21 protein-coding genes are annotated in these 23,563 nt (G+C 61.5%); 8 read left to right on the forward strand and 13 right to left on the reverse strand.

Going from position 1 to position 23,563, the window contains the following annotated elements; genetic code table 11:
• Positions 1–23: 23 nt before the first annotated feature.
• The gene (locus ACOCLD_RS18585; protein ID WP_422910230.1) at positions 24–1,157 is read right to left on the reverse strand and encodes an aminotransferase class V-fold PLP-dependent enzyme; all 1,134 of its coding nucleotides are present in this window, start codon (positions 1,155–1,157) and stop codon (positions 24–26) included.
• Positions 1,158–1,270: 113 nt separating this feature from the next.
• On the opposite strand from ACOCLD_RS18585, the gene ACOCLD_RS18590 reads away from it, so the two are divergent.
• The 4 genes from ACOCLD_RS18590 (at position 1,271) to ACOCLD_RS18605 (ending at position 4,773) form a co-directional block, all read left to right on the forward strand.
• Positions 1,271–2,515: a TIGR03862 family flavoprotein gene (locus ACOCLD_RS18590; protein WP_422910231.1), complete on the forward strand. Its 1,245-nt coding sequence runs from the start codon at positions 1,271–1,273 to the stop codon at positions 2,513–2,515.
• A gap of 87 nt (positions 2,516–2,602) precedes the next feature.
• The gene (locus ACOCLD_RS18595) at positions 2,603–3,604 is read left to right on the forward strand and encodes a response regulator (RefSeq protein WP_422910232.1); all 1,002 of its coding nucleotides are present in this window, start codon (positions 2,603–2,605) and stop codon (positions 3,602–3,604) included.
• A 271-nt stretch (positions 3,605–3,875) separates the two neighbouring features.
• The gene (locus ACOCLD_RS18600) at positions 3,876–4,331 is read left to right on the forward strand and encodes a PAS domain-containing protein (protein WP_233685858.1); all 456 of its coding nucleotides are present in this window, start codon (positions 3,876–3,878) and stop codon (positions 4,329–4,331) included.
• Positions 4,332–4,410: 79 nt separating this feature from the next.
• A complete protein-coding gene (locus tag ACOCLD_RS18605) occupies positions 4,411–4,773 on the forward strand; it encodes a VOC family protein (RefSeq protein ID WP_422910233.1) in 363 nt (120 codons plus the stop codon).
• A 45-nt stretch (positions 4,774–4,818) separates the two neighbouring features.
• Here the strand turns inward: ACOCLD_RS18605 and ACOCLD_RS18610 are convergent, their stop codons facing one another.
• The 4 genes from ACOCLD_RS18610 to ACOCLD_RS18625 form a co-directional block, all read right to left on the reverse strand.
• Positions 4,819–6,159, reverse strand: coding sequence for a DEAD/DEAH box helicase (locus tag ACOCLD_RS18610; RefSeq protein WP_233685860.1), 1,341 nt, complete (start codon positions 6,157–6,159; stop codon positions 4,819–4,821).
• Between the two features lie 203 nt (positions 6,160–6,362).
• Positions 6,363–7,457, reverse strand: coding sequence for a cell division protein ZapE (gene zapE / locus ACOCLD_RS18615; RefSeq protein WP_160089090.1), 1,095 nt, complete (start codon positions 7,455–7,457; stop codon positions 6,363–6,365).
• A 426-nt stretch (positions 7,458–7,883) separates the two neighbouring features.
• Positions 7,884–9,230 carry a tryptophan--tRNA ligase gene (locus ACOCLD_RS18620; RefSeq protein ID WP_422910234.1) on the reverse strand — a complete coding sequence of 449 codons (1,347 nt, stop codon included), beginning with the start codon at positions 9,228–9,230 and terminating at the stop codon, positions 7,884–7,886.
• 144 nt (positions 9,231–9,374) lie between these two features.
• Positions 9,375–10,004, reverse strand: a complete 630-nt coding sequence (locus tag ACOCLD_RS18625; RefSeq protein WP_422910235.1) for an alpha/beta hydrolase — start codon at positions 10,002–10,004, stop codon at positions 9,375–9,377.
• 152 nt (positions 10,005–10,156) lie between these two features.
• Between ACOCLD_RS18625 and ACOCLD_RS18630 the strand changes: the two genes are divergently transcribed.
• Positions 10,157–10,594: a YhcB family protein gene (locus ACOCLD_RS18630; protein WP_422910236.1), complete on the forward strand. Its 438-nt coding sequence runs from the start codon at positions 10,157–10,159 to the stop codon at positions 10,592–10,594.
• A 173-nt stretch (positions 10,595–10,767) separates the two neighbouring features.
• Here ACOCLD_RS18630 and cysN read toward each other — a convergent pair whose 3' ends face one another.
• From cysN to ACOCLD_RS18645, 3 genes are all read right to left on the reverse strand, one after another.
• On the reverse strand, positions 10,768–12,666 hold the full coding sequence (gene cysN / locus ACOCLD_RS18635; protein ID WP_422910237.1) for a sulfate adenylyltransferase subunit CysN: 1,899 nt from the start codon (positions 12,664–12,666) through the stop codon (positions 10,768–10,770).
• 1 nt (position 12,667) lies between these two features.
• Positions 12,668–13,585 (reverse strand): sulfate adenylyltransferase subunit CysD, encoded by a 918-nt coding sequence (gene cysD / locus ACOCLD_RS18640; protein ID WP_160089100.1) that lies wholly within the window; start codon positions 13,583–13,585, stop codon positions 12,668–12,670.
• Positions 13,586–13,727: 142 nt separating this feature from the next.
• Entirely contained in the window at positions 13,728–14,486 is a 759-nt protein-coding gene (locus ACOCLD_RS18645) for a Nif3-like dinuclear metal center hexameric protein (RefSeq protein WP_422910238.1), read from the reverse strand.
• Between the two features lie 111 nt (positions 14,487–14,597).
• On the opposite strand from ACOCLD_RS18645, the gene algW reads away from it, so the two are divergent.
• From algW to ACOCLD_RS18660, 3 genes are all read left to right on the forward strand, one after another.
• Positions 14,598–15,740 (forward strand): Do family serine endopeptidase AlgW, encoded by a 1,143-nt coding sequence (gene algW, locus ACOCLD_RS18650; RefSeq protein WP_422910239.1) that lies wholly within the window; start codon positions 14,598–14,600, stop codon positions 15,738–15,740.
• 95 nt (positions 15,741–15,835) lie between these two features.
• A complete protein-coding gene (locus tag ACOCLD_RS18655; protein ID WP_422910240.1) occupies positions 15,836–17,920 on the forward strand; it encodes a TonB-dependent siderophore receptor in 2,085 nt (694 codons plus the stop codon).
• A 17-nt stretch (positions 17,921–17,937) separates the two neighbouring features.
• Positions 17,938–18,666, forward strand: coding sequence for a DUF4198 domain-containing protein (locus ACOCLD_RS18660; RefSeq protein WP_422910241.1), 729 nt, complete (start codon positions 17,938–17,940; stop codon positions 18,664–18,666).
• A 65-nt stretch (positions 18,667–18,731) separates the two neighbouring features.
• Here the strand turns inward: ACOCLD_RS18660 and hisC are convergent, their stop codons facing one another.
• The 5 genes from hisC to ACOCLD_RS18685 all read right to left on the reverse strand — a co-directional run bounded on the left by hisC (position 18,732) and on the right by ACOCLD_RS18685 (position 23,499).
• The gene (hisC, locus tag ACOCLD_RS18665) at positions 18,732–19,784 is read right to left on the reverse strand and encodes a histidinol-phosphate transaminase (protein ID WP_422910242.1); all 1,053 of its coding nucleotides are present in this window, start codon (positions 19,782–19,784) and stop codon (positions 18,732–18,734) included.
• Between the two features lie 122 nt (positions 19,785–19,906).
• The gene (gene hisD, locus ACOCLD_RS18670; protein ID WP_422910243.1) at positions 19,907–21,217 is read right to left on the reverse strand and encodes a histidinol dehydrogenase; all 1,311 of its coding nucleotides are present in this window, start codon (positions 21,215–21,217) and stop codon (positions 19,907–19,909) included.
• A gap of 124 nt (positions 21,218–21,341) precedes the next feature.
• Positions 21,342–21,977 (reverse strand): ATP phosphoribosyltransferase, encoded by a 636-nt coding sequence (gene hisG / locus ACOCLD_RS18675; RefSeq protein WP_422910244.1) that lies wholly within the window; start codon positions 21,975–21,977, stop codon positions 21,342–21,344.
• A 4-nt stretch (positions 21,978–21,981) separates the two neighbouring features.
• On the reverse strand, positions 21,982–23,247 hold the full coding sequence (murA, locus tag ACOCLD_RS18680; RefSeq protein WP_422910245.1) for a UDP-N-acetylglucosamine 1-carboxyvinyltransferase: 1,266 nt from the start codon (positions 23,245–23,247) through the stop codon (positions 21,982–21,984).
• 12 nt (positions 23,248–23,259) lie between these two features.
• Positions 23,260–23,499: a BolA family protein gene (locus ACOCLD_RS18685; RefSeq protein WP_090255487.1), complete on the reverse strand. Its 240-nt coding sequence runs from the start codon at positions 23,497–23,499 to the stop codon at positions 23,260–23,262.
• Positions 23,500–23,563: the final 64 nt, after the last annotated feature.

Below are 23,563 nucleotides of genomic sequence, written 5' to 3' on the forward strand. Positions count from 1 at the left end.
GGCTGTCCACCTGCGACACCCCACTACCCCGCCAACACCTTATTCAGCGCCTGCTCCAGGGTCGCCACGGTGCGCTCGATATTGCCGAGTTTGTCCAAACCGAACAGGCCCAGACGGAAGGTCTGGAAATCCGCCGGCTCATCGCACTGCAACGGTACACCGGCAGCGATCTGCAGGCCCTGGGCGGCGAATTTGCTGCCGTTCTTGATGCTCGCGTCGGTGGTGTAGCACACCACCACCCCGGGGGCTTCGAAGCCTTCAGCGGCGACGCTTTTAAAGCCTTTGCTGGTGAGCAAGGCACGCACCCGCTCACCGAGCTCCTGCTGCTGCCCGCGCACCTTGGCGAAACCAATGGCTTCGGCCTCGCGCATGGCATCGCGGAAACGCGCCAGGGCGTCGCTTGGCATGGTGGCGTGGTAGGCGTGGCCGCCCTGCTCATAGGCCTGCATGATCTGCAGCCACTTCTTCAGATCGCAGGCGAAGCTGGTGCTTTGTGTGGCTTCGACGCGGGCCTGGGCAGCTTCGCTGAGCATCACCAGGGCGCAGCAGGGTGAGGCACTCCAGCCCTTTTGCGGCGCGCTGATCAGCACATCGATGCCGCAGGCCTGCATATCCACCCAAAGGGTGCCGGAGGCGATGCAGTCGAGCACAAACAGACCGCCCACCGCATGCACGGCATCCGCCACGGCACGCAGGTAATCATCCGGCAGAATCATCCCCGAGGAAGTTTCTACATGCGGGGCAAACACCACCTGGGGTTTTTCCAAGGCGATTACCGCCAGCACATCAGCCAGACGCGGTGGGGCATACGCCGCCTGACTACCCTGGGAGACAGGCCGTGCCTTGAGCACTATCGATTCAGAGGGAATCTGGCCCATCTCGAAAATCTGCGTCCAGCGGTAGCTGAACCAGCCGTTGCGCAGCACCAGGCACTTCTGCCCGGTGGCCAGCTGACGCGCTACCGCCTCCATGCCATAGGTGCCGCTACCTGGCACGATGGCCATGGCATGGGCGTTGTAGACCTGCTTCAGGGTGCTGGAGATATCCTTCATCACGCCCTGGAACGACTGCGACATATGGTTGAGGGAGCGGTCGGTGTAGACCACCGAGTATTCGATCAGGCCGTCGGGGTCGATGCTGGGGTAGAGGTCAGACATAAGGGGCTCCAGTCAGAAATTCACCTCACGACCCTGCCCGAAGCCGGGGCAAATGACAAGGCGGACGCCGCCTCGGCTAGAATGCACCCCCTTCGTTCCTGCCCGACACCGCCATGACCAATCGCACTCAACATCCAGCCCCTCGCGTTGCCATTATCGGCGGCGGCCCCGCCGGGCTGATGGCGGCCGAAGTGCTGGCCCAGGGCGGTGTGCAGGTCGATCTTTACGACGGTATGCCTTCAGTGGGGCGCAAGTTCCTCCTGGCTGGGGTCGGCGGGATGAATATCACCCATTCCGAAGCCAAGCCGGCGTTTGTCGCGCGTTATGGCACGCGCCAGACAGAAGTAGCCGAACTGCTGCAGGATTTCGATGCCGATGCCCTGCGCGCCTGGATTCATGACCTGGGCATCGACACCTTTATCGGCACCTCCGGCCGGGTCTTCCCCACCGATATGAAAGCAGCACCGCTGCTGCGCGCCTGGCTCAAGCGCCTGCGTGAATTGGGCGTACAGATTCATACCCGTCATCGTTGGCTGGGCTGGGATAACCAGAATGCACTGCGGATCACCTCGCCTGTCGGCGAACACCTGATCAATGCGGATGCCACGCTCCTGGCCCTGGGCGGCGGCAGCTGGGCGCGGCTGGGTTCAGATGGCGCCTGGGTCAGCCTGCTGCAAGCGCGTGGCGTGACTATCGCGCCCTTGCAGGCGAGTAACTGCGGCTTTGATGTCAGCGCCTGGAGCCCGTTTCTGCGGGACAAATTCGCCGGCGCGCCACTGAAAAACGTCAGCCTCAGCCTGCCCGGAGCAACACCACGCCTGGGCGAGTGTGTACTGACCGCCAGCGGCCTCGAAGGCAGCCTGGTGTATGCCCTGTCAGCCGCTATTCGCGAAACGATCAATCAGCATGGCAGCGCCAGCGTGCACCTCGATCTGCTGCCGCAAACGCCGCTGAGCAAACTGCAAGCGGCATTGAGCAAACCGCGCGGCTCGCAGTCCATGGCCAAACACCTGCATCGCCAGGCCGGGATCGACGGGGTCAAAGCCGCTCTGCTGCGCGAGCTGGCCAGCGCAGCAACCTTCAATGATCCGGCGCTGCTGGCCAGTGCAATCAAGGCCCTCCCGATCACCCTGGTGCGGCCACGGCCCTTGGATGAAGCCATCAGCACCGCCGGCGGTGTGCCGTTCGAGCAGCTGGACGGGCAACTGATGCTCAAGGCGCTGCCCGGCACCTTCTGCGCAGGAGAAATGCTCGACTGGGAAGCGCCGACTGGCGGCTATCTGCTGACCGCCTGCTTTGCCAGCGGCCGTCGTGCTGCCCAGAGCATACTCAACTGGCTACAACGCTCTGTCGAATAAGAACGCCGCGGACAATCGCTAGCGGCTATGCTTGAAGAAAACCGCCCGAGAGCGGTGTTCTTCCACGCGCACAGGTACCCTCCCGCCGTGATTCCACTAGTGGTCTGTGACGACTCGAATATGGCGCGCAAGCAGTTGATCCGCGCCCTACCGCCCGAATGGCCAGTGACCATCAGCCAGGCTGCCAATGGTCAGGAAGCCCTGACCGCCCTACGCCAGGGCCTCGGCCAGGTGATGCTGCTGGACCTGACCATGCCGGTGCTCGATGGCTATGAAACCCTTGCAGCCATGCGCGCCGAGGGGCTGACTTGCAAGGTGGTGGTGGTCTCCGGCGACGTTCAGGACGAAGCCGTACGCCGGGTCAAGGAACTCGGCGCCCTGGCCTTTATCAAGAAACCCGCCGACCCCGATACGCTGCGCAGCACCCTGCTCGAACTCGGCCTGTTCGACCCCAAGGCCACCCCCACCGCTCTCGCCCAGGCCGCCGTGCTGGATGAGCTGAAGGTCAACTTCCGCGATGCCCTGCGCGAAGTGACCAACGTCGCCATGGGCCGCGCTGCCGCGCTACTGGCCAAGGTATTGAACGTATTTGTGCAGCTGCCGGTGCCGCAGGTGAATATCTTCGAGGTCAGCGAACTGCATATGACCCTCACCGATGCCATGCGCGGTGAACGCCTGAGTGCGGTGTGCCAGGGCTTTATTGGTGACGGCATTGCCGGCGAGGCGTTGCTGCTGTTCCATGATTCGGAAGTGGCCGGCATGGCCAAGCTGCTGGGCTGGCAGCCCAAGGACGACACCCAGACCTCGGAAATGCTGCTGGATCTGGCCAGCATTCTGACCGGCGCCTGTCTGGCCGGGATTGCCGAGCAGATTGATGTGCGTTTTTCTCAGGGCCACCCGCAACTGCTGGGCCAGCATTCGTCCATCGAGCGGCTGATCCACCTCAACCAGCGGCGCTGGCGCAAGACCCTGGCCATTGAAGTGAGCTACAGCCTGGAAGCCCACAGCATCCACTTCGATCTGTTGCTGCTGTTTACCGAAGACTCGATCAAGCGCCTGACCAACAAACTCAACTACCTTATGGAGTAGGGTCTGTTCCCGTTTCGTTCGTGGATCGCGTTGCTACGAGAAATGGCCCCCCGGTTAGGCGTAGGACGCAGGTAATGGTCGCCCCCTTGCCAAGTCCTGCAACGACAGCGGGTGCCATTTCCCGCGCAACCCGCAGGGCCGGGCCTGTTTTTGTGCGATGCTGTGTTTCTCGACACTCATTTGGAACACCAAACTTCGCGTCTCGCGCCTTGCCTCGCACAAAAACAGGCGCCGGCGCGACCGCTAACGAAACGGGAGCAGACCCTCAGCCATGCCCGCACAGATAGATATCAAAGAGGTTCACTGGCTGCTCGATATCGTGCAGTGCATCGATGTCGGGGTGATCGTGCTCGATCGCCAATACCGGGTTGAGGTGTGGAACAGCTTTATGGAAAACCATTCCGGCCTGGGCCCGGACGAGGTGCACGGCAAAACCCTGTTCAGCCTGTTCAGTGAGATCGACGAAGCCTGGCTGCGGCGCAAGGTCGATACCGTCGTGGCACTGGGCACCCGCGCCTTCAGCCTGTGGGAACAGCACCCCTACCTGATGCACTTCAAGAACTACCAGCCGATCACCGGCCAGGAAGACTTCATGTACCAGAATGTCACCCTGCTGCCTCTGGGCGGTGCGGGCGATGCGGTGGAACATATCTGCGTGGTGATTTACGACATGACGGCCGCCGCGACCCACAAGAAGCAACTGGAAGCGGCGCAGGCCAGCCGTTAATCTCTGCTCGCCAGGCTCCGCCAGAGAGCCGGCACAACCGTAATAGCCTGTCCGACATCACCCGCGCAGGAACCATCCGATGTTGCACAGCATTGAACTGAAAACCTTCGTACCGGCCCGCGACTTCGCCCTGAGCCAGGCGTTCTATCAAGCCCTGGGCTTCAAGCCGGGCTGGGTCGGCGATGGCCTGGCCTATTTCAGCCACGGCGATCACTGTGCCTTTTTGCTGCAGGACTTCTACGTCAAGGGGCAGGCGGAGAACTTCGTCATGCACCTGCTGGTGGAAGACGTCGACGCCTGGTGGCAGAAGGTGCTGGATGAGCAGTTGGGCGAGCGCTTCGGCGTGCGCCTGATACCACCGCAGGACCAGCCCTGGGCCATGCGCGATTTCGTGGTTATCGACCCCAGCGGCGTGCTCTGGCGCATTGCCCAGAACATTTAGCCCCTCTGGTGGACAAGCTCAGCGCTGTCCACCTTACGACTGAGGTTACTTGGCAAACTTCCCGGGTTTGCCTGCTTTCCCGCCAAAGCTCGGCACCTTGCGCACCGCCTTGACCGACGGTGCAGCCGGCTCATCGGCCTCCATCCAGCGGCCAAGGCTGCCGCCCTTGCCGCCACCGACCACTTTGGGCTTCTTCGGTTTCTTCGGCTTTTTCACCACTTGGCCGCCGGGCAGGGTCTGCGGCACGCGGTGATCAGGGATAAAGTCCGGCTCCTCGATACGTTGCAGCACCTGCTGGGTCAGGGTTTCGATGGCCGAGAGCAGCTGTACTTCATCGGCACAGACCAGCGACACGGCCTGACCGGTGGTGCCGGCACGCCCGGTACGACCAATGCGATGCACATAGTCTTCGGCGACGATGGGCAAATCGAAGTTGACCACCAGCGGCATGTCATCGATATCCAGGCCACGGGCCGCCACATCGGTAGCCACCAGCACCTTGACCTCACCATCCTTGAAACGCTGCAAGGCCCGCTGGCGGGTGGCCTGGGGTTTGTCGCCGTGGATCGAGTCGGCGCTGATGCCATGGCGCTGCAGCTCAGCTTCCAGCTCATCCACGCCCTTGCGGGTTTTCACAAACACCAGGGCCTGGCTCCAGCGCTTGCTCTGGTAAAGGTGCAAAAACAGCTCGCCCTTGCGCTTCTTGTCCACCGGAATCAGCCACTGTTTGACCGACTTGGCGGCGGCGTTGCGCGGGCTGACTTCGATACTCAGTGGGTCTTTGAGCATCTGCCCGGCCATGGCGCGAATGGCGTCGGAGAAGGTCGCGGAGAACAGCAGGGTCTGGCGCTTTTTCGGCAGCGCCGCGAACACACTTTCCAGCTCGTTGGCAAAGCCCAGGTCGAGCATGCGGTCAGCTTCATCCAGCACCAGGGTCTGCACCTGGTTGAATTTCACCGCATTCTGCCGGTACAGGTCGAGCAAACGACCCGGTGTGGCTACCAGCACGTCCACGCCTTTGCGCAGCTTCATCATCTGCGGGTTGATGCTGACCCCGCCATACACCGCATAACTGCGCAGCGGCAGGTGCTGGCCATAGGTGATAAAGCTCTGCAGCACCTGCTCGGCCAGCTCGCGAGTCGGCACCAGCACCAGCGCACGCACCGAATTACTGGCCACCTGCGGCCCTTCCATCATCAACCGCTGCAACACCGGCAAGGCAAAGCCAGCGGTCTTGCCGGTGCCGGTTTGCGCGGCGGCCATCAGGTCACGCCCCTTGAGCACCGGCACGATGGCCTGGGCCTGCACGGCGGTGGGGGTTTTGTAGTCGAGGCTGTCGAGGGTGCGCAACAGAGGTTCGATCAGGCCGAGGGAAGCAAAGGTCATAGGGCTAACCGCAGAAATAAGTCGATGGCGCAGAGTTTATCCTGCTTGTACCTAAAACACGCCGGATCAAAACTTGCTGGCGATCTTGCGAGCTAGAGACATGCAAGGCGAAAACAGGCGAGGAAGCGGAGTGTACTGGTGTACATGAGCATTCCGAGCCTGTTTTTAACGCAGCAGGGCCGACGCGCAGCTGATCGCTGTTCTCAGGGCTTGTGCGGCCGTGCGAGAAACTCGTGCGACTGCATTTCCAGCAAACGGCTGAGCGTGCGCTGGAACTCGAAGGTCAGGCGACCGCCGGTGTAGAGGTCTTTCAGCTCCACTTCGGCGGAGATGATCAGCTTGACGTTGCGGTCGTAGAACTCGTCCACCAGGTTGATAAAGCGCCGGGCCATGTCGTCCTTGGCGGTGCTCATCTGCTCGACGTTGGCCAACAGCACGGCATGGAAGATCTTGCCCAGTTCGATGTAGTCGTTTTGGCTGCGCGGGCCATCACACAGCTCGCGGAAGTCGAACCAGGCCACGTCATCACCGACCTTGCGCGCCACAATGGCGCGGTTCTCGATCATCAGCGCCTCGTTTTCCTGCACCACGCAGTGCTCGGGCAGCAGGCTGACAAAGCTCTTCTGCAGGCTCTCCTCGGCGGCAGCGCCCAGTGGCCAGTGGAACAGCTCGGCCTGCTCGAGCGCGCGCAGACGGTAATCGATACCGCTGTCGACGTTGACGATCTCGGTGTGCTGCTTGAGCAGGGCGATGGCTGGCAGGAAGCGCGCGCGCTGCAGGCCGTCCTTGTACAGGCCGTCTGGCACGATATTGGAGGTGGCAACCAGGCTCACACCGTTCTTGAACAGCTCGTCCATGAGGGTGGCGAGGATCATGGCGTCGGTAATGTCACTGACGAAGAACTCGTCGAAGCAGATGACCTTGGCTTCGTCGGCGAAGCGCTTGGCGATAATGGTCAGCGGGTTCTTCTCGCCCTTGAGGGTGCGCATTTCTTCATGCACGCGCTTCATAAAGCGGTGGAAGTGCGTACGCATCTTCTTCTCGAACGGCAGCGCGTCGAAGAAGGTGTCGACCAGGTAGGTCTTGCCGCGACCAACGCCGCCCCAGAAATACAGGCCCTTGACCGGCCCCTGGGGCTTTTTGCCGAACAGCTTGCCGAATACGCCGGCGCTGCCCTTGTCGGCGGCGATCAGCTCGTCATACAGACGCTGCAAATGACGCACCGCCGTTTCCTGGGCAGCATCGTGGAAGAAATCAGGGCGTTTAAGGTCAGCCTGGTAACGTTCTAGGGGCGTCATAATTCGTAAGAGCCTGTTCAAAGTCTGCTGCGCGTCGGGCCTGCTGCGTTAGAAACAGCCTCGGTAAGCCGCTTGCGGGTAACGCGCTTCAGCGCGGCCCGAAGGGCGAGTGCAACGAGTAATCCTCATGTACACCAGTACATTCCGCTTGATTCGCTGCGCTCACCCTACGGGCCAGCCGTTGGCTGTTACTACGCTGCGCTACGTTTCTCGCCTGTTTCTGCCTTGCATGCCTCTAGCTCGCGAGCCTTGAGCAGGCTCTTGGCCGGGCAAGTAAAACGGGGGCGTCACTTTAGCGACGCCCCCGTTGATTGGCAACGGCTTATAGACGGCGTACCGGTCAGTGGGAGGGGCTTTAGCCGCGACGCAGCGCAGCGACAAGTAGTCGCGGCTAAAGCCCCTCCCACACAGCCATCAAACGACGCGTTACTCCTGAGGAGCCAAGGCCTCACGCAGGCGCTGAATCGCCGCCTGACAGGCCTCGCTGTCGGCGAATGACGGGCTTTGTGCCACGCACTCATCGTCCAACCAGACGGCAAAACCGCCGTCCTGCTCGCGCACATCCAGTGTTTCACCGGACTGCAGACGCTTGTTGACCATACCCGCAGCCTTGCCATCAACAAAGGATTTGGACAGCAACAACTGCTCGCCAGCGGCATCCAGCAGGCGGAAACGGAAGCTGCCGTCGTCATCGCGGAAGCTGACAAAGCGTGCGCTCTTGCCGGCTTTTTTCTTCTCGCCAGCCGTGCTGATAGCCTCGCTGCGGAACGAGCGCAGCCCCACAGCCTCACGCAACTCGCCGAGAAACGGCGTGGCGATCTTGCGCGCCTTGGCCGCACCAGCCAGCAGAATATCTTCCAGATCAGCCGGTTTGCTGATCAGCGCATGGTAACGCTCGCGCGCCTCGCCCAGCTCAGCTTCCAGCAAGTTACACAGCGCCTGCTTGGCTTCGCCCCAGGCCAGGCCGCCTTCCAGCGCAGCGCGGAAATCCGCCTGCTGGGTCGGTGCGGCAAAGGCCTGGTAGAGGGTGAACAGGTGCGAGCTGTCCGGGTCTTTCGGCTCGCCCGGCAGTTTGGAATCGGTCACCACTCGTGCAACGGCATCCTTGAGCTGCTTGGCACTGCCGAACAACGGAATGGTGTTGTCGTAGCTCTTACTCATCTTGCGACCATCAAGGCCTGGCAAGGTCGCTACGTCTTCCTCGATCACCGCTTCGGGCAGGGTGAACAGCTCCTTGCCATTGCCGAACAGGTGATTGAAGCGCTGGCCAATATCGCGGGCCATTTCCACGTGCTGGATCTGGTCGCGGCCGACCGGCACCTTGTGCGCGTTGAACATCAGAATGTCCGCCGCCATCAGCACCGGGTAGCTGAACAGGCCCATGGTGATACCGGCATCCGGGTCCTCACCCTGCTCTACATTCTTGTCCACCGAAGCCTTGTAAGCGTGGGCGCGATTGAGCAGGCCCTTGCCGGCGACACAGGTGAGCAGCCAGCACAGCTCGGGAATCTCGGGGATATCCGACTGGCGGTAGAAAGTTGCCTTGTCGGTATCCAGCCCCAGCGCCAGCCAGGTCGCGGCAATCTCCAGGCGTGAACGCTGGATGCGCGCCGGCTCATCGCACTTGATCAGCGCGTGGTAGTCGGCGAGGAAGTAGAACGAATCCGCATCGGCGGCGCGGCTGGCGACAATGGCCGGGCGAATCGCGCCCGCGTAGTTGCCCAGGTGCGGCGTGCCGGTGGTGGTGATGCCGGTAAGGATACGAGTGGTCATGTTCAGGTTCGCTTTACTTGAGCCATCTTATGATCTCGCGAGCTAGAGCCTGGCTAGGCAAAAACAGGCGAGGAAGCGGAGTTTACTGGTGTAAATGAGCATTCCGAGCCTGTTTTTAACAACGCCAGGCCGACGCGCAGCAGATCAGAGACGCGGCAGCAGCAGATCTTTGAGATCAGTAAGCTTGCCGTGAAAAAAGTGGCCGCATTCTGCCACTTTCAGCAGCTCATGGGCACGTCCGAGTGCCGCCGACCACTGGTACACCACCTGCGGGTCGATCACTTCATCGTCTTCGGGCTGGATCAGGATCAACGGACAGTCGCTGGCCGGGGGCGTTTCTGCGGTCAAGCGATGCACGGCCGGGGCCACCATAAACAGCTTATCGAGTTTCACACCCTGGGCTTCCAGGCGGGCGCCGAGCGCAGCGGCGACAAAGCCACCGAAGGAAAAACCCAGCAAGGTCAGCGGTAACTCGGGGTGCTGCGCACGCAGCCAGCTGGCCACGGCCTCGGCGTCATCCACCTCACCGCTGGCCATATCGTGACTGCCTGCGCTGGCGCCGACACCGCGGTAATTGAAACGCAACGTGGCCAGGCCACAGTCACGGGCCGTGCGTTGCAGGGTGGAAACCACCTTATTGAGCATGGTGCCACCCTGCACCGGGTTGGGATGGCAGATCAGCGCCACGCCACGGGCGTCAGGGGTGTCCAGCCAGAGGGCTTCAAGTTGGCCGCTGGGGCCGGCAATCATCAGAGGGGTTTCGCGGGTGAGCAACAGGGAACTCCGTGACCTCGCAGTGGGTCGACTCGTCTAGCTGACAGCCTGCGCCATAGACAACACCGCAAACATTTCGGCATTGCATTGCGGTATACAGCGCAGGTTCGAGCCGTTAACGTAAAGCAAAGCCGTTTAGAGAGGAAGGACTCGTGGAACAGACGCTTACCGCCTGGTTGCTACCCGCCATTACCCTGGTAGCAGGCATTGCCATTGGCTTCCTGATTGCTCGCCTGGCACCCAACGCAGCCCCCAGCCGCACCCAGCGCCAGCTGGATGAAATGCAGGAGCGTTTCGACGCTTACCAGAGTGAAGTGGTCAGCCACTTCAACACCACCGCCAGCATGGTGAAGAAACTCACCCAGAGCTATCAGGATGTGCAGGAACACCTGTCCGACGGCGCCAACCGCCTGGCCCTCGACGAGCTGACTCGCCAACGCCTATTGGCCACCCTGCATGCCGAAGATACCAGCGAAAAACGCGAACGCCTGACGCCACCGAAGAACAACGAAATGCCCAAGGATTACGCGCCGAAAAGCGCCGATGTACCGGGCATGCTCGATGAAAACTACGGTTTGAAGAACAAGTAATAATCGCCCGCCCATAAAGCCCTGGTCTAAACAACCGGGGCTTTTTTGTTGGAGTCGGGATTGCAGGAGTGGCGGGGACGCCTCGTTCATGCACGCAAAACAGCTATCACGGGCAAGAACCCGCTCCCAATAAAAAGCCCCGCACTGGACGGGGCTTTTTATTGGACGGGGCGTTAGATCGCGCCACGTTCGCGCAGCAAAGCCAACACCTGCTTGACGCCCTCTTCCACCGACACCGACTGCGTATCGATCACCAGATCGGCATTCAGCGGAATGTCGTACGGGAAAGACTCGCCTGGGATATTGTCGCTACCGGCTGCGTACAGACCCTGCGGATCACGCTCGGCGCAGACCTGCGGAGACGCCTGCACGTAGACGGTGATCAGGCGCTCGGCACCGATCAGCGCCTTGGCCTGCTCGCGGCCTTCAGCATCCGGGGCGACGAAGGCTGCCAGGGTCAGCAGACCGGCCTCGTTGAACTGACGCGCCACGTGGGCGGCACGACGCCAGTTCTCGGTGCGCCCGGCGCGGTCCTGTGGCAGCCCCTTGTTCAGGTCATGACGCAGGTTCTGGCCATCCAGCACATAAACCGCACGACCAGAGTCGAACAGCTTGCGCTCCACGGCGTAGGCCAAGGTGCTCTTGCCTGCGCCGGACAAGCCACTGAACAGCACGGTAGCCGGCTGCTGGCCGAAGCGCACGGCACGCTCTTCGGTGGAGACATGGGCCAGCTCGCCGTGGTGGCTGCCACCACCAGCGCCAACCGGATCGGCGATGATCATGCCGGCACCCACGGTGCCGTTGGTCAGGCGGTCGATGACGATAAACGAACCGGTGGTGCGGTTGTGCGCATAGCCGTCGAGCGCAATCGGCGCATCCAGAGCAATACGCACCTGGCCGATTTCATTGAGCTGCAGGCTGCTCGCCGCACCGTGTTCCAGGGTGTTCACATCGACCCGATGGGTGATGCTGGCAATCGAGCCCGGCACATAGCTGGTGGCGCGTTTGATGTCGTACTTCTTACCCGGCAGCATTGGCTCTTCAGCCATCCACACCAGCATGGCGTCGAAGCTGTCGACCACCTGCGGACGGTTGTCGGCATGCACCAGCATGTCGCCACGGGAGACGTCGATTTCGTCTTCCAGGGTGATGGTGATCGCCTGACCCGGACCGGCCTGCTCCAGCTCACCTTCGAAGGTGACGATGGACTTGACCTTGCTGCCCTTACCCGACGGCAGCGCAATGATTTCGTCGCCCTTGCGCACGATGCCGCTGGCCAGGGTGCCGGCGAAACCACGGAAGTTCAGGTTCGGGCGGTTGACGTACTGCACCGGGAAACGCAGATCGTTGAAGTTGCGGTCGCCGGCGACTTCCACGGTTTCGAGAATTTCCATCAGCGACTGGCCGGTGTACCAGGGCGATTGCTCGCTCTTGTTTACCACGTTGTCGCCTTTCAGCGCCGACATCGGCACGAAATGCAGGGAAGTCGGCTTCAGCGCGATACCTTCGGCGAACTTCAGGTAGTCAGCCTTGATCTGCTCGAATACGCCTTGATCGAAGCCCTTGAGGTCCATCTTGTTGATAGCCACGACGATGTGCTTGATGCCCAACAGGCTGGCGATAAAGCTGTGGCGCTTGGTCTGAGTCTGCACACCGTAGCGCGCGTCGATCAGGATGATCGCCAGGTCGCAGGTGGAAGCGCCAGTGGCCATGTTACGGGTGTACTGCTCATGGCCGGGGGTGTCGGCGATGATGAACTTGCGCTTGGAGGTCGAGAAATAGCGGTAGGCCACGTCGATGGTGATGCCCTGCTCGCGCTCGGCCTGCAGGCCGTCGACCAGCAGTGCCAAGTCGATGTCATCGCCGGTGGTGCCGACTTTCTTCGAGTCCTTGCTGATGGCTTCCAGATGATCTTCGTAGATCATCTTCGAGTCGTGCAGCAGGCGGCCAATCAGAGTGCTTTTGCCGTCGTCGACGTTGCCGCAGGTAAGGAAGCGCAGCAGTTCTTTACGCTCGTGCTGGGCCAGGTAAGCGAGGATGTCTTCGCTGATCAGATCGGATTGGTGCGACATATTAAAAGTACCCCTGACGTTTTTTCTCTTCCATGGAACCGGCAGCATCGTGGTCGATGACGCGGCCCTGACGCTCGGAAGTGCGGGTCAGGAGCATTTCCTGGATGATGTCAGTGAGACTGGTTGCCGTGGACTCCACCGCGCCGGTCAGCGGGTAGCAGCCGAGGGTACGGAAACGCACCATCTTCTTGGTGATACGGGCTTTCTCTTCATCGGAAAGGTGCTCGAGGATGCGATCGTCGTCGATCATGATCAACGTGCCGTTCTTCTCGATCACTTCACGTTCGGCGGCGAAGTACAGCGGCACGATCGGAATCTGTTCAAGATAGATGTACTGCCAGATGTCCAGCTCGGTCCAGTTGGACAGCGGGAATACACGGATCGACTCGCCCTTCTTGACGTTGCCGTTGTACACATTCCACAGCTCGGGACGCTGGTTCTTCGGGTCCCAGCGGTGCTTGCTGTCACGGAACGAGTAGACACGTTCCTTGGCGCGGGATTTCTCTTCGTCGCGGCGCGCGCCGCCGAAGGCGGCATCGAAGCCGTACTTGTCCAGCGCTTGCTTGAGCCCCTCGGTCTTCATCACGTCGGTGTGCTTGGCACTGCCGTAGGTGAAGGGGTTCATGTCCTGTGCCACGCCATCGGGGTTGATGTGGGTGATCAGGTCCAGACCATACTCGTTGACCATCTTTTCGCGGAAGGCGTACATCTCCTGGAACTTCCAGCGCGTATCGACGTGCATCACCGGGAACGGCAGCTTGCCCGGAAAGAACGCCTTGCGTGCCAGGTGCAGCATCACGGCGGAGTCTTTACCGATGGAATAGAGCATTACCGGGTTGTCGAATTCGGCGGCCACTTCACGAATGATGTGGATACTTTCCGCCTCCAGTTGCTTCAGGTGGGTCAGTTTATCGAGCATGGCTACTCACGAAATGCGATGTGTTTGGGCCGGCGGGCCGTGGACGAGGGCGCACTCTAGCACAGCACCCACTTCTAATCAGGAGCCTAGTTAGATCGAAACGATCTAGCTTTATGCCGGCAGGAAAGGCCGCAATGGCAGCCTATATGGGGTTAGGGCATTCGATAAAAAGATGCTCAATGGCAAAACGCCGCGCCAGGTAATCGCCTAAAGCCTGTACACCATAACGCTCGGTGGCGTGATGACCAGCGGCGATAAAGCTGATGCCATTTTCGCGGGCACTGTGGAAGGTCTGCTCGGACGCTTCGCCGGTCAGGTACAGATCAACCCCAGCGGCAATCGCCTGATCGATATAACCCTGGCCGCCGCCTGTGCACCAACCGACTCGACGAATCATCGCGTCGCCTTCGACCAGCAGTGGTTCACGGCCCAGCACCTGATGCACATGGTGGGCGAAGTCGCGCGGGCTCATGGCCTCGGCCAGCGAGCCGATCAGGCCAACGGTGCGTGGATTTTCCGGCTCCAGCGGACCTTCCACGGTAATGCCCAGCTGCGCGGCCAGTTGCACGTTATTGCCCACTTCGGCGTGCACATCCAGTGGCAGGTGATAGGCCAGCAGGCTGATGTCGTTGGCCAGCAGGGTTTGCAGGCGACGACGCTTCATCCCGGTGATACAGGGGTTTTCGCCCTTCCAGAAGTAACCATGGTGCACCAGCAGTACATCGGCGTCGGCGTCCACAGCGGCCTCGATCAGCGCCTGGCTGGCGGTCACGCCACTGACGATGCGTCGCACCTGCGGCCGACCCTCGACCTGCAGGCCATTGGGGCAGTAATCACTGATTCGCGCCGCGTTGAGGTAGCGGTCGGCTTCTTCCACCAGGGTCGCCAGAGCTATGGCCATCGTGTTTCCTTATCAACAGGTGTGCGGGCGCTGCTTTATTCGCAGCCACCTCTCTATAATGGCGCACCTTAAGGGGCGCACCTGCCCCCGGCAACCCTCAGGATTGGATCGATGTTCAAGGCCCTGCGTTTCCTCGGCTGGCCCCTGCTGGTCGGCGTGCTGTCGGCACTGCTGATCATGCAATATTTCCCCCAGTGGGTCGGTTTGCCGGGACAGGACGTGAACGTGCGTCAGGCACCGTTCTACAGCCGCATGCAGGAAGGCCCGGTGTCCTACGCCGATGCAGTGAACCTGGCCTCGCCGGCCGTCGCCAACCTGTACACCACCAAATTCGTCAACAAACCTGCGCACCCTCTGTTCGAGGACCCGCAGTTCCGCAAGTTCTTCGGCGACAACCTGCCCAAGCAGCGGCGCATGGAGTCCAGCCTCGGCTCGGCGGTGATCATGAGCCCGGAAGGCTACCTGCTGACCAATAACCATGTGGTCGCCGGTGCTGATCAGATCGTCGTGGCCTTGAAGGATGGCCGCGAAACCCTGGCTCGCATCATTGGCAGCGACCCGGAAACCGACCTCGCGGTGCTGAAGATCGACCTGCCGGACCTGCCGTTTATCACCCTCGGCCGCTCCGACAATATCCGCATCGGCGACGTGACCCTGGCCATCGGCAACCCCTTCGGCGTCGGCCAGACCGTGACCATGGGCATCATCAGCGCCACCGGGCGCAACCAGCTGGGCCTCAACACCTACGAGGATTTCATCCAGACTGACGCGGCGATCAACCCCGGCAACTCCGGCGGCGCGCTGGTGGATGCCTACGGCAACCTGGTGGGTATCAACACCGCGATCTTCTCCAAGTCGGGCGGCTCGCAAGGCATCGGATTTGCCATCCCGGTGAAACTGGCGATGGATGTGATGCAGGCGATTATCGAACACGGCCAGGTGATTCGCGGCTGGCTGGGGATCGAGGTACAACCACTGACTCCGGACCTGGCGGAATCCTTCGGCCTGGACGGTCGCCCCGGTATCGTGGTGGCCGGCATCTACCGAAATGGCCCAGCGCAAAAAGCCGGCCTGCAGCCCGGCGATCTGATCCTCAGCATCGACGGTGAAGCCGCCGGTGATGGCCGCCGCTCGATGAATCAGGTGGCGCGCGCCAAGCCGGGCGAGAAGATCCGCATCGACATCCTGCGCAACGGCAAACCGCTGCAACTGACCGCAGAAATCGGCGTCAGACCGCCCGTCAACGGCAGCTAATCCGCAAAATTTTCAATTTGTGCATCGCAATCGATAAACCTTCTCAACTTTAATGTTATGTTATTACATTAAATACAGTAGAAGGATGTTTCCCCTTGCGCGCCGCCCACGCCTTACTTGCCAGCCTGCTGGTTCCCAGCGCTGTTGCCGCTGCAGCAGATAACCCCGTTGAGCTCTCTGCCACTACCGTCACTGCCCGACAGGAGCGCGCAGATGGTCCGGTTCAGGGTTATCGCGCCACCCGCTCGGCCAGCGCGACGCGCACCGATACGCCGATTGAGCAGATCGCCCAGAGCATCAACGTGGTGCCCGCGCAGGTGCTCGATGACCTGGGCACCACGCGTATCGACCGCGCCCTGGACTTTGCCGGCGGCGTATCCCGGCAAAACAACTTTGGCGGCCTGACCTTCCTCAATTACAGCGTGCGCGGTTTCACCACCGGCGAACTGTACAAGAACGGCTTCGCCATCAACCGCGGCAGTTACAGCTCGCCGGACGCCTCCGGCATCGAACGCATCGAGGTACTCAAAGGCCCGGCTGCCAGTCTGTATGGCCGGGGCGACCCAGGCGGCATGATCAATATCGTCAGCAAGAAGCCGCAGGCCGAGGCCTTCAGCCAACTCAAGGCCAGCGCCGGCAGCTGGGACCGCTACCGCAGCAGCCTGGACGTCAACACCCCACTGAATGACGAGGGCACCCTGCTTTCACGGGTCAACCTGGCTGTGGAGGACAATCAGAGTTTTCGCGACCACGTTGGCAGTGAACGGCAGATCGTCAGCCCGTCGCTGAGCTGGCAGCTGAACCCCGATACCCTGCTGCTGATCGAAAGCGAGTTCACCCGCACCGAGTCGGTGTTCGACCGTGGCATCCCGGCGGTGAACAACCGCATGGGCGCGGTGAAAGACTCCACGTTTATGGGCGAACCGAACGACGGCAGCATCCGCAACGACAACCAGATGCTGCAGGTCAGCCTTGAGCATTACCTCAATGACAGCTGGAAGCTGCGCCTGGCCAACCACTACGCCCAGGGTCGCCTGCAAGGCAACAGTTCCGAGCCGTCGCGCCTGGTAGGCGACACCCTGACGCGCTTCTATCGCCAGCGCAGCTTCGAATGGAACGACAGCATCACCCAGGCCGAGTTGCACGGCAGCTTCAACCTCGGCAGCTGGCAGCACCAGACTCTCGCCGGGCTGGAATACGAGAACTACCGCAACAGCCAGAAGTACCCGCAAAGCGCGACCACCCTGGGCTACGGCCAGAACATCTACCAACCGCAGTACGGTCAGGCCAAGCCGGCCATCGTCAACCCCAACGATTTCTTCGAGCATACCGAGAGCTATGCCCTCAACCTGCAGGACCAGATCAGCTTCAGCGAGCGCCTGAGCGGTTTGCTTGGCGCGCGCTTCGAACGCTATGAGCAAACCGCGCTGAATCGCAGCACGCGGGTCAGCAATGAGCAGAACAAGGATGTCGCCACCGCCCGCACGGGCCTTCTGTATCAGCTGACGCCACAGGTCGGGGTGTTCGCCAACGCCTCCTCCTCGTTCAAGCCCAATAGCATCAGCAGCCGAGGTACGGTGTTCAAGCCGGAGAAGGGCCTGGGCTATGAAACCGGGCTCAAGCTCGACCTGTGGGGCAGCCGCCTGGGGGCGACCATCGCGCTGTTTCATATCGACAAGGAAAACGTGCTGACCGCCGACCCGGCCAATCCCGGCGACAGCATCGCCGCTGGCAAGGCGCGCAGCCAGGGCCTGGATATGCAGTTCAGCGGTCAGCTCAGCGATGCCGTGCGCATCATCGGCGCCTACGCCTTTATCGATGCCGAGGTCACCGAAGACAACAGCCTGCCGGTGGGCAGCAAGTTACTCGGTGTCGCCCGCCACAGCGGCAGTCTGATGACGGTCTATCAGTTTCAGCAAGGCCGCCTGCGCGGCTCGGACATCGGCGCCGCGTTCAACTATGTGGGCGATCGCTCGGGGCAAGCCGGCAGCGATTTCGAGTTACCGGCCTACAGCACCGTCGACCTGCTGGCGCGCTATCAGGCCAGTGACGACCTGAGCATCGGCCTGAACCTCAACAACCTGTTCGACCGCGAGTACTACGAGCGCGCCTTCAACAACGTCTGGGTTATGCCCGGCGACCCACGCAACCTCAGCCTCAGCCTGACCCTCAATCTCTAACCAACAAGGAACCCACCATGCACATAGCCAAACCTGCCCTGCTCACTGCGCTGTTCGCCGCCCTGCTCGCCGGACAGGTCCAGGCCCACGGCCTGTGGACCGAACAGCGTCGCGGTCATATCGAAACCATCTACGGCCACGGCGCCGAGGACAACGCCTTCAAGGCCGAGAAAATCAGCGGCGCCTGGGCCTATGACAGTGCCGGCAAGATGATCCCGGTCACCGTTCAGCGCCTGGAGGACCACGCCCGCCTGCAACCGCTGAAAAACCCGGCGGTGCTTGGCGTCGCGCTGGACAACGGAGCTTGGTCGCTGACGCCGGACCAGCAGTGGATCAATCAAGGCCGCAGCCAGGTGCCGAACTCGACCAAGTCGCTGCACACCTTCAAGTACAGCCTGGCGATCTATCAGGAAGGCGCCAAGCTGCCGAAGCTGGATCAGCTGAAGATGGTCATCCTGCCCGAAGTCGACCCGCTCAAGGTCGGCCCAGGCAAATCCCTACCAGTACGCGTGCTGGTGGATGGCAAGCCGGCGGCCGGCGTCGAACTGGTCGGCGATTACCGTGGCGCACCGCATCAGATCAGCGCGAAAACCGACGCAGAGGGCCGCGCCCAGGTGCTGGTACGTAACGAAGGGCTGAACATCATCAGCGCCTCCATCGACCTGCCTGTTAAAGGCGACAAGGATATCGAGACGCGCGGCCTGTTTACCTCGCTGACCTTCCTCGGCCAGGCGCACCACGAATAACCCGCGCGTAAACCTGCAGGCAATAAAAAGCCGGAGCACTGCTCCGGCTTTTTTATGGCGCCGAATTACAGGCCCTGCAGCGCATCCAGCAGCGCCTGATTCTGCTCCGGCGTACCAATGGTGATACGCAGAAACTGAGCAATGCGCTGCTGCTTGAAGTGACGCACGATCACCCCCTGCTCGCGCAGCCCGGCAGCCAGGGTAGCGGCATCCTTGTCCGGATGGCGGGCAAACACGAAGTTCGCTGCCGACGGCAACACCTCAAAGCCCAATTGCTCCAACCCGGCCACCACCGTTTCACGGCTTTCGATTACCCGCTGGCACGTCTGCTCGAAGTACGTCTTATCCTCGAACGCCGCCGTCGCGCCGGCAATCGCCATGCGGTCCAGCGGGTAGGAGTTGAAGCTGTTCTTGATCCGCTCCAGCGCTTCGATCAGATCCGGATGGCCGACCGCGATACCCACCCGCAACCCGGCCAGCGAGCGCGATTTGGACAGGGTCTGGCTGACCAGCAGGTTGGGGTACTTGTCCACTAGGCTGATCGCCGTCTCACCGCCGAAGTCGATATAAGCCTCATCGACCAGCACCACTGTATCCGGGTTGGTCTTGAGCAGGCGCTCAATCGCCTCCAACGCCAGCACGCAGCCGGTCGGCGCATTGGGATTGGGGAAGATGATGCCGCCGTTGGGCCGCGCGTAGTCTTCCACACGAATCTGGAACTGCTCATCCAGCGGCACCTGCACGAAGTCGATGCCATACAGCCCGCAATACACCGGATAAAAGCTATAGCTGATATCCGGGAACAGCAGCGGCTGGCCGTGCTGGAACAGACCGTGGAAGGCGTGTGCCAGCACCTCGTCGGAACCGTTGCCGACAAATACCTGAGCGGTCTGCACACCGTAATAGTCAGCCACCGCCTGCTTCAGGCGGTCGCTGTTCGGATCCGGGTACAGGCGCAGGTTGTCATTGACCTCGGCCTGCATGGCAGCAATCGCCTTGGGCGAAGGGCCATAGGGGTTCTCATTGGTGTTGAGCTTGACCAGCTTGGCCAGTTTCGGCTGCTCACCCGGCACATAAGGCACCAGGTCTTTAACGAAGGGGCTCCAGAATTTGCTCATCTGCCCTCTCTCCTCGAAATGATTCGATCTGCTTTGCGTAGGAGCCAGCTTGCTGTGGTCCGGCAATCTGGCGATTCGCTCTCAAAAGCATCGCCAGCAAGCTGGCTCCTACAGGGTTCGACTTAAGGCTTGATGCGATATTCGGCGCTGCGGGCGTGGGCAGTCAGCGACTCGCCGCGGGCCAGCACGCTGGCGACCTTGCCCAGCTCCGACGCGCCCTCGGCCGAACAATGGATGATCGACGAGCGCTTCTGGAAGTCGTACACCCCCAGCGGCGAGGAGTAACGCGCGGTGCCGGAGGTCGGCAGCACATGGTTGGGCCCGGCGCAGTAATCGCCCAGGGCTTCAGCGGTGTAGCGACCCATAAAGATCGCCCCGGCGTGGCGGATCAGCGGCAGGTACTCGTCAGGGTTCGCCACCGACAATTCCAGGTGCTCCGGCGCGATGCGGTTGGCCACTTCAATGGCCTGGGTCATATCGGCCACCTGAATCAGCGCGCCGCGGCCTTCAAGGGAGGTGCGAGCAATGCTTTCGCGCTCCAGGGTTGGCAGCAGCTTGGCGATGCTTGCGGCCACACGATCAAGGAAGGCGGCATCCGGGCTGACCAGGATCGACTGCGCGTCTTCGTCGTGCTCGGCCTGGGAGAACAGGTCCATGGCGATCCAGTCCGGATCGGTCTGGCCGTCGCAGACCACGAGGATTTCCGATGGGCCGGCAATCATGTCGATGCCAACCTTGCCGAACACGTGGCGCTTGGCGGTAGCGACGTAGATATTGCCGGGGCCGACAATCTTGTCCACCGGCGGTACGCTCTCAGTGCCGTAGGCCAGCGCGGCCACGGCCTGGGCGCCGCCGATGGTGAATACGCGATCGACGCCAGCGATGCAGGCGGCGGCCAGGACGATCTCGTTGATTTCGCCGCGCGGGGTCGGCACCACCATCACCACTTCTGGCACACCGGCGACCTTGGCCGGAATGGCGTTCATCAGCACCGAAGACGGATAGGACGCTTTGCCACCGGGAACATACAGACCGGCGCGATCCAGCGGAGTGACCTTCTGCCCCAGCACGGTGCCGTCGGCTTCGGTGTAGGTCCAGGAGTCCTGACGCTGGCGCTCGTGGTACAGGCGCACGCGCTCGGCGGCCTTTTCCAGGGCGTTGCGCTGCTCCGGAGTGATGCGGGTCAGGGCCAGTTCCAGGCGCTCGCGCGGCAGAATCAGGTCGGCCATCGAAGCGACATCCAAGCCGTCGAACTGCTTGGTGAATTCCACCAGTGCCGCATCGCCGCGCTCACGCACGGCCTTGATGATATCCAGCACGCGCTGGTTGACCGCGTCGTCCGAGACACTTTCCCAGCTCAGCAGATGATCCAGATGCTGGGCAAAGTCCTGGTCAGCGGCATTGAGTCGGCGAATAGCGATAGGAGCGGTCATAGCGGGCCTCTTAAATTGGCAAATGCTCGGGCGTCGCTAGGCTACCAAGCCCACCGTATGGACGCCCGAGAAAAGTGGCTATGACACGGATAGGCAAACGCGACGTAATGCCGCGCTGAGGGTATTAGCGGGGGTGTCGTGCCTCGACCGCATCACGCAGGGTGTCGATCAACGCCTGAATGCGCGCATGCTGCATCTTCATCGAAGCCTTGTTGACCACCAGGCGCGAGCTGATCGTGGCAATCAGTTCCTGGGCTTCCAGGCCGTTGGCACGCAGGGTGTTGCCGGTATCCACCACGTCGATGATCTTGTCGGCCAGGCCCACCAGCGGGGCCAGTTCCATCGAGCCATAGAGCTTGATGATGTCGACCTGACGACCCTGCTCGGCGTAATAACGCTTGGCCACGTTGACGAACTTGGTGGCGACGCGCAGCCGGCCTTTCGGCTCGGGCGCACCGACGGCACCAGCGGTCATCAGCTTGCAGCGGGCAATTCGCAGATCCAGCGGTTCATACAGCCCCTGGCCACCGTACTCCATGAGCACGTCCTTACCAGCCACGCCGAGATCGGCGGCGCCGTGTTCGACATAGGTCGGCACATCGGTGGCACGCACGATCAGCAGACGCACATCATCCAGGGTGGTGGGGATGATCAGCTTGCGACTTTTATCCGGGTTTTCGGTCGGTTCAATGCCCGCCGCCGCCAGCAGCGGCAGGGTGTCATCGAGAATCCGGCCTTTGGAAAGGGCAATGGTCAGCATGGTCTTAGCCCGGCACGCGACGAATTTTGGCACCCAGAAGCTGCAGCTTCTCTTCGATGCACTCGTAACCACGGTCGATGTGGTAGATGCGGTCGATCAGGGTGTCGCCTTCGGCAACCAGCGCCGAAATCACCAGACTGGCCGAAGCACGCAGGTCGGTGGCCATCACGGGGGCGCCCTTGAGCTTGTCGGCACCGGTGACGATGGCGGTGTTGCCTTCGACCTGAATCTGCGCGCCCATGCGGATCATTTCATGCACGTGCATAAAGCGGTTCTCGAACACGGTTTCGATCACCGTGCCGGTGCCCTCGGCAATGGCGTTAAGGGCAATAAACTGTGCCTGCATATCGGTGGGGAACGCCGGGTACGGCGCGGTGCGCAGGTTGACGGCTTTCGGCCGTTTACCGTGCATGTTCAGCTCGATCCAGTCGTTGCCGCAGGTGATTTCTGCACCGGCTTCCTGCAACTTGGACAGCACCGCTTCCAGGGTGGTCGGATCGGTGTCCTTGACCTTGACTCGGCCACCGGTAACAGCCGCAGCCACCAGGTAGGTGCCGGTTTCAATACGGTCGGGCATTACGCTAAAGCGTGCGCCGTGCAGACGTTCAACGCCATCGATGGTGATGGTGTCGGTGCCAGCGCCGCTGATTTTCGCGCCCATGGCGATCAGACAGTTGGCCAGGTCGACCACCTCTGGCTCGCGCGCGGCGTTTTCCAGCACGCTGCGGCCTTTGGCCAGGGTCGCGGCCATCATGATGTTTTCAGTACCGGTCACGCTGACGGTGTCAAAGAAGAAGTGCGCACCACGCAGACCGCCTTCAGGCGCCTTGGCCTTGATGTAACCGGCTTCGACATCGATGATCGCGCCCATGGCTTCCAGCCCGCGGATGTGCAGATCAACCGGACGCGAACCGATGGCACAACCACCCGGCAGGGCCACTTCGGCATAACCGAAGCGCGCAACCATCGGGCCGAGCACCAGGATCGAGGCACGCATGGTTTTCACCAGTTCGTAGGGCGCGACCAGGGTCTTGATCGCGCGCGCGTCGACTTCCACGCTGAGCTTCTCGTCGATGATCGGCTCGATACCCATGCGACCGAACAGCTCGATCATGGTGGTGATGTCGTGCAGATGCGGCAGGTTGCAGATGGTGACGGGCGCGTCACCGAGCAGGGTCGCGGCGAGAATCGGCAGGGCAGAGTTCTTCGCCCCGGAAATGCGGATTTCGCCATCGAGGCGCACACCGCCGGTAATAATCAGTTTGTCCATGATTCTCTCGGTTTAGGAGCGCGCGGCCCAATCGGCACGGCTGAAGAATTTCATACTCACGGCGTGGATGCTGCCATCGGCGATCCAGGCATTGAGGTGAGCGTAGATCTGTTGCTGGCGCTTGACCGGGCTGAGTGCTGCCAGCTCATCACTGATCAGGTTCAGCTGAAAATTGCAGCCTTCGCCTTCGACTTCCACTTGGGTATCCGGCAATTTAGCCTCAAGGAGACTCTTTACTTCTAAGGCTTGCATGCTCAACCTCGATCACTGCATGAATTAACGACTGCCGAGCCGACGCTCGCGGGCCGAGCATCAT

The sequence above is a fragment of the Pseudomonas cimarronensis genome (genome assembly GCF_049331905.1).
Classification (GTDB): Bacteria; Pseudomonadota; Gammaproteobacteria; order Pseudomonadales; family Pseudomonadaceae; genus Aquipseudomonas.